Source organism: Pseudoalteromonas sp. UBA2102 (assembly GCF_002331165.1).
Lineage (GTDB): Bacteria > Pseudomonadota > Gammaproteobacteria > Enterobacterales > Alteromonadaceae > Pseudoalteromonas > Pseudoalteromonas atlantica.
The window spans coordinates 23,480-30,396 of record NZ_DCYU01000105.1; the positions used below are offsets into that span (position 1 = coordinate 23,480).

The following is a 6,917-nucleotide window of genomic DNA, read 5'->3' on the forward strand; positions in this document are numbered from 1 at the left end:
AAGAATGTGGATCGTAATAAAGTAGGGTGATCAACTAGGATCATCATAATTAAGAAGTTTTCCACAGCTGGTGTTTAAAAAGTGAATAAAAGCATGGGAAAACTCATTTAGATCGTAAAATTGGTTCGCGATCTCAGTGTGTTTTTGTTATGATCTGTTATCAGGCTTTAAAATAAAAGTCGCTATAAATCAGTCTGTTAAGATATTTATACACTGATATCAACAATTTTATAAAAATCAATCTTTTACTTGTGGATAAAGTGCCTTCATAATACCCGGTCTTGGGTCGGGTAGCTGGCCAATTGAACGCAATAAATGCATGATTTTTAATCATTATTGATGTGCGGGAATAAAAATTATACCTCTGGGAGTTTAACTGTGTATCTGTCGGTTTGGCAAAGTTGTTTATATGTATTGCAAGATGAGTTGCCTTCGCAACAATTCAGTATGTGGGTAAGACCACTACAAGCAGAAAGTACCGAAGATACCTTAACGATTTACGCACCTAATCGCTTTGTTCTTGATTGGGTAAGAGAAAAGTATTTAAACCGTATTAATGAGTTACTGGTAGAAATTTGTGGTGATGAAGCGCCCGAATTACGTTTTGATGTAGGTAGTAAACCACTACTAAATACTCAAGCGGCGGCGCCAAGTGTTGAAGCCCCTGCATCACCTAGTTCACAGGCACCTGCTAAACAGCAACCTGTAGAACAAAAAGCAGCAGTAGAGCCTGCGCCTAAATCAGGCTATAAATCTAATATAAAAGATAACTATACCTTTGACAGCTTTGTTGAGGGTAAATCTAACCAGCTAGCAAAAGCGGCTGCAACACAAGTTGCAGATAACCCTGGCTCTGCCTTTAACCCGGTATTTATTTACGGTGGCACAGGCTTAGGTAAAACTCACTTATTACATGCAGTAGGTAATGGCATTATGGCTAACAAGCCCGATGCTAAAATTGTTTACATGCATTCTGAGCGTTTTGTGCAAGACATGGTAAAAGCACTACAAAATAACGCCATTGAAGAATTTAAACGTTATTACCGTAGTGTTGATGCGCTAATGATTGATGATATTCAATTTTTTGCTAATAAAGAGCGCTCACAAGAAGAGTTTTTTCATACCTTTAATGCATTATTAGAAGGTAATCAGCAAATTATTTTAACCTCTGACCGCTACCCAAAAGAAATTGAGGGCGTAGAAGACAGGCTTAAATCACGATTTGGTTGGGGTTTAACGATTGCTATAGAGCCGCCAGAACTTGAAACGCGCGTTGCCATTTTGATGAAAAAAGCGCAGCAGAGTAAAATTAATTTACCGCACGAAGTCGCTTTTTTTATCGCTAAAAAATTACGCTCAAACGTACGTGAATTAGAAGGCGCGCTTAACCGTGTAATAGCTAATGCTAATTTTACCGGACGCCCAATTTCTATCGACTTTGTAAAAGAAGCACTGCGCGATTTATTGGCACTACAAGATAAGCTTGTCACTATAGACAACATACAGCGCACCGTGGCTGAGTATTACAGAATACGTGTGTCAGATCTGTTATCTAAGCGCCGCAGCCGCTCTATCGCGAGGCCGCGTCAGGTAGCTATGGCATTATCAAAAGAATTAACTAATCACAGCTTACCTGAGATTGGTGACGCATTTGGTGGACGTGACCACACCACGGTATTACATGCGTGTAGAAAGGTTAAATCACTTCGTGATGAAAGCCACGAAATAAAAGAAGATTATCAAAATTTAATAAGAACGTTGTCATCTTAGGGCTGACTTTATTATGCAAATAACCATTTCAAGAGAACAATTTTTAAAGCCATTAGTGCAAGTATCGGGTGCGATTGAACGTAAACATACGTTACCTATATTATCTAATGTATTGTTAGTGGTAGAAAACGGGCAACTTTCAATGACAGGCACAGACCTTGAAATTGAACTAGTTGCAGGTGTTTTTGTTGGTGATGATATTGCCGATACAAAGTTAACGCTACCTGCTAAAAAATTACTCGATATTTGTAAAAGCCTGCCTGATGGTTCTGAGCTTACATTGAGCTTACAAGAGCACCAACTGCTTTTAACCAGTGGTAAAAGCCGCTTTTCACTTACAACGCTTGCCGCGGAAGACTTTCCTAATTTAGAGCAGTGGGATGGCGAGGTTGAGTTTCAGCTAACGCGTTTAGAGTTACGTAAATTACTTGAAAGCACGCATTTTTCAATGGCTAACCAAGACGTTCGTTATTACTTAAATGGCATGTCGTTTGAAGTAGATAATACCGACATAAAAACAGTGGCCACCGATGGCCACCGTTTGGCAATAGCGCAAAAAGAATTAGGCCAATCGTTAAATACGCAGCGCCAATTAATAATACCGCGCAAAGGGGTGCAAGAAATTATGCGCCTTATGGTTGCCGATGAAGAATTAGTTACTATTCAATTTGGCGCTAACCATATTCGTATTATCGATGTGGAATTTACTTTTACAAGTAAGTTAGTGGATGGCCGCTTCCCGGATTACCGCCGCGTATTACCACGTGGTGGAGATAAAGTAATTACTGCTAACCGTGAATGGTTACGTAATGCGTTTCAACGCGTGTCTATTTTATCTAACGAAAAATTTAGAGGTGTGCGTTTAAACCTTGCCAATGGCTTACTTAAAATTACGGCTAATAACCCTGAGCAAGAAGAGGCTGAGGAAATAGTAGAAGTAATGTATGAGGGTGATGAGCTAGAAATTGGTTTTAATGTATCGTATGTATTAGATGTACTAAATACACTAAAAACAGAAGATGTACTATTTACATTAGCAGATTCAAACAGCAGTGCACTTATTGAAGGTGCAGGCGATGAAGAAGCAATGTACGTGGTTATGCCTATGCGATTATAAGATACCCATTATAAATGAGTTTAAGTCACTTGAGCCTCAAGTATTTTCGTAATATTGAGGCACTGACGCTAGAACCAGTCAACGGCGTTAATATAATTTATGGTGAAAACGGCAGCGGAAAAACCAGCCTTTTAGAGGCTATTTATTACCTTTCTCACGGCAAATCTTTTCGAACACCTAAACATAAAAGTATTATTCAACATCAGCAAGATCTGTTTGTAATACATGGCCGCAAAGCGCTACACGACTTGTCTATTCCTATTGGGATTAGTAAAACCCAAAGTGGTGAAACTAATTTAAAAATACAAGGCAAAGCCAGTAGAAAAATCTCTGAACTTGCGCAGTTAATGCCTGTGCAAATTATTACACCCGAAAGCTATTCATTGTTTTTTGGGGGCCCAAAAGAGCGACGTAAGTTTTTAGATTTGGGTTTGTTCCACGTGGAACATGAGTTTTTTTATTTATGGCAATCGTTTAATAAAGTGCTTAAACAACGCAATGCATTATTAAAAAGTAAGCCAAAGAATTATTTTGACCAAATTAGGTTTTGGGACAAAGAATTTGTTAGACTGGCAGAACAAATAAATAAATTAAGAATGGCGTATATAAGTAGGTTTAAGCAGCAGTTTTTTGATAAAATGTGTGCAGAATTAACGCTTATACGCGATTTAGAAATCAACTTTAATGCAGGCTGGAAAGACAGTGAGTCTTTGAGTGATGCATTAGAGCAAAACTTTGAGCGAGACGCTCGCCAAGGTTTTACAAGTAAAGGCCCTCATAAGGCCGATTTTAGTTTTAGTGTCGCTGGCAACAGCGTAGAGAATACGTTTTCACGCGGTCAATTGAAGTTATTGCTTTATGCGTTAAAAGTAACGCAAAATAGTTTAATTGAGTCAGAGACAGATAAGCAATCTATATTGCTAATAGATGATCTACCTTCAGAGTTAGGCGAAGATACAAAAGAGAAAGTGGGACAATTATTGGCTCATTGCAGTTCTCAAATTTTTATTTCTTCAATTTTGTCTGAAAGTATTTCTGCTGTGGTGGAACCCATGCAACGAGAACTACAAATGTTCCACGTGAAACATGGCAACCTAATAACAAGATAAGTGGGATTAACCATGTCTGAGAATTATGATTCGTCGAGTATTAAAGTACTTAAAGGATTAGACGCAGTAAGAAAGCGTCCTGGAATGTATATAGGGGACACCGATGATGGCACAGGCTTACACCACATGGTGTTTGAGGTCGTTGATAACTCTATCGATGAAGCCTTAGCAGGTCATTGTGATGATATTTATGTAACGATTCACTTAGACGGTTCAGTCTCTGTAAGAGATAACGGTCGTGGTATCCCAACTTCTATCCATGAAGAAGAAGGTGTGTCTGCTGCCGAGGTTATCATGACGGTACTTCATGCCGGTGGTAAGTTTGATGATAACTCGTATAAAGTATCAGGTGGCTTACACGGTGTTGGTGTATCGGTAGTAAATGCATTATCAGAAAAACTAACCCTTACTATTCGTCGTGAAGGTAAATTGCACGAGCAAACTTACAGCATGGGCGTACCTAACGCTCCATTAACTGTTATTGGAGATGCTGACACTACGGGTACTGAACTGCGTTTTTGGCCAAGTGGCGAAACATTTACAAACCTTGATTTTCATTATGATATTTTAGCTAAGCGTTTACGCGAGCTATCGTTTTTGAACTCTGGTGTAAGCATCATCTTAACTGATGAACGCGAAGAAAATAAAACCGACCACTTTAAATATGATGGCGGTATTCAAGCGTTTGTTGAATACTTAAACCGCAATAAAACACCAGTACATAAAGGTGTATTCCACTTTACTCACGAGCGTGAAGAAGATGGTATTAGCGTTGAAGTTTCAATGCAGTGGAACGATGGCTTCCAAGAAAACATTTACTGTTTTACTAATAACATTCCACAACGTGATGGTGGTACTCACTTAGCCGGCTTTAGATCTGCGCTAACACGTACACTTAATAACTACATGGAAAAAGAAGGCTTTAACAAAAAAGCTAAAACAACCAGTAACGCAACGGGCGATGATGCGCGTGAAGGCTTAACTGCGGTTGTAAGTGTTAAAGTACCTGATCCTAAGTTCTCATCACAAACTAAAGACAAGCTAGTATCAAGCGAAGTTAAATCTGCGGTTGAGCAAGCAATGGCTGAAAAGTTTTCTGATTTCTTATTAGAAAACCCAATGGATGCCAAAATTGTTGTTGGTAAAATTATTGATGCAGCACGAGCACGTGAAGCGGCGCGTAAAGCCCGTGAAATGACTCGTCGTAAAGGCGCTATGGATTTAGCAGGTTTACCTGGTAAATTAGCTGACTGCCAAGAAAAAGACCCATCATTATCTGAACTATACATAGTGGAGGGTGACTCAGCTGGCGGTTCAGCCAAGCAGGGTCGTAATCGTAAAAACCAAGCAATTTTACCACTTAAAGGTAAAATCTTGAACGTAGAGAAAGCACGCTTTGATAAGATGCTTTCTTCACAAGAAGTAGCGACGCTAATAACAGCCCTAGGTTGTGGTATTGGCCGTGATGAATATGACCCAGAAAAACTACGTTACCACAGCATCATTATCATGACCGATGCGGACGTGGATGGTTCTCACATTCGTACATTGCTACTAACATTCTTCTATCGCCAAATGCCAGAAATTGTTGAGCGTGGTTATATTTACATTGCACAACCGCCACTTTATAAAGTGAAAAAAGGTAAGCAAGAGCGTTATATTAAAGACGATCCTGCACTAGTAGATTACCTAACATCACTTGCACTAAATAATGCAGCGCTTTACACAAGCGAAGATGCAAGTGCAATTGAAGGTGAAGCGCTTGAGCAAATAGTACAAGATTACCAAAACACAGTTAAAGTCATTGAGCGCTTAAAACGTAAATACCCTAACACGGTAATGGAACGTTTGATTTACCAAAGCGAGTTAAAAGTAGAAGACTTATCTAACGAAGCTAAAGTAATTGAGTGGACTAAAGAGCTAGTTGACGACTTAGTTGAACGTGATGAAGATGCGACAATTTTCCATGCGGGTACTGAGCATGATGCAGAGCGCAACTTGTACTTCCCGGTTGTGAATATTCGTCAGCACGGTGTGGATAAAGCACACGTATTACATTACGACTTTATTGCCTCACGTGACTACCAACGCATTGCTGTGACTGGCACGAAGATCGCAAACATCTTAAAAGAAGGCGCATATGTTCAACGTGGTGAGAAAACAAAACCTGTTGATAACTTTGTGGATGCTTTGGAATGGTTGATCGCAGAATCTAAGCGCGGGATCTATATTCAGCGCTATAAAGGATTAGGCGAAATGAACCCTAGCCAACTGTGGGAAACCACAATGGATCCTTCAGCTCGTCGTATGTTACAAGTAACAATTGAAGATGCTGTAGCGGCAGATCAATTGTTTGCAACATTAATGGGCGATCAAGTTGAGCCTCGTCGTGAGTTTATAGAAACCAACGCACTTCGCGTAGTTAACTTAGACGTGTAAAAAATTATACTTACATCTTAAAAGGAGCCTAATGGCTCCTTTTTTATTTTAACAACCGCACAAACTGCTTAAAACCTGCGTGTGCACAAGGTATACTGAGGGTAATTTTCACGCTACTTTCAGATAGTAAAAAGCCAAATATGCAAAAATATGACGTTAAAACCTTTCAAGGTTTGATCCTGGCTTTACAGGATTATTGGGCGCAGCAAGGCTGTGTCATTATTCAACCACTTGATATGGAAGTGGGCGCAGGGACATTTCACCCGCAAACATTCTTAAAATCTATTGGCCCTGAGCCAATGTCGAGCGCATACGTACAACCGTGTCGCCGTCCTACCGATGGCCGCTACGGCGAAAACCCTAATCGCTTACAACATTACTACCAATTTCAGGTAGTTTTAAAGCCATCACCAGATAACATTCAAGAGCTTTACCTAGGCTCACTAGAAGCGATGGGAATTGATACCCTAACGCACGAAGTA

At 39.8% G+C, this 6,917-nt stretch carries 5 protein-coding genes; all 5 read left to right on the top strand.

The window, feature by feature from the left end:
* The first annotated feature begins 378 nt into the window (after positions 1-378).
* Complete coding sequence (gene dnaA / locus B2R65_RS14805; RefSeq protein ID WP_004588059.1) at positions 379-1,770, top strand: chromosomal replication initiator protein DnaA; 1,392 nt, start codon at positions 379-381, stop codon at positions 1,768-1,770.
* A gap of 13 nt (positions 1,771-1,783) precedes the next feature.
* The gene (dnaN, locus tag B2R65_RS14810; RefSeq protein ID WP_004588058.1) at positions 1,784-2,887 is read left to right on the top strand and encodes a DNA polymerase III subunit beta; all 1,104 of its coding nucleotides are present in this window, start codon (positions 1,784-1,786) and stop codon (positions 2,885-2,887) included.
* Between the two features lie 14 nt (positions 2,888-2,901).
* Positions 2,902-3,996 carry a DNA replication/repair protein RecF gene (gene recF, locus B2R65_RS14815; protein WP_286743955.1) on the top strand — a complete coding sequence of 365 codons (1,095 nt, stop codon included), beginning with the start codon at positions 2,902-2,904 and terminating at the stop codon, positions 3,994-3,996.
* A 12-nt stretch (positions 3,997-4,008) separates the two neighbouring features.
* On the top strand, positions 4,009-6,435 hold the full coding sequence (gyrB, locus tag B2R65_RS14820) for a DNA topoisomerase (ATP-hydrolyzing) subunit B (RefSeq protein WP_286743956.1): 2,427 nt from the start codon (positions 4,009-4,011) through the stop codon (positions 6,433-6,435).
* Positions 6,436-6,575: 140 nt separating this feature from the next.
* The coding region (locus B2R65_RS14825; protein ID WP_286743958.1) for a glycine--tRNA ligase subunit alpha at positions 6,576-6,917 on the top strand (342 nt) is incomplete at its 3' end.

What these genes read in the sequence shown, in the direction of transcription:
- gyrB (WP_286743956.1), top strand. Translation starts at nt 4,009, where the DNA reads ATGTCTGAGAATTATGATTCGTCGAGTATTAAAGTACTTAAAGGATTA.
- dnaN (WP_004588058.1), top strand. Translation starts at nt 1,784, where the DNA reads ATGCAAATAACCATTTCAAGAGAACAATTTTTAAAGCCATTAGTGCAA.
- recF (WP_286743955.1), top strand. Translation starts at nt 2,902, where the DNA reads ATGAGTTTAAGTCACTTGAGCCTCAAGTATTTTCGTAATATTGAGGCA.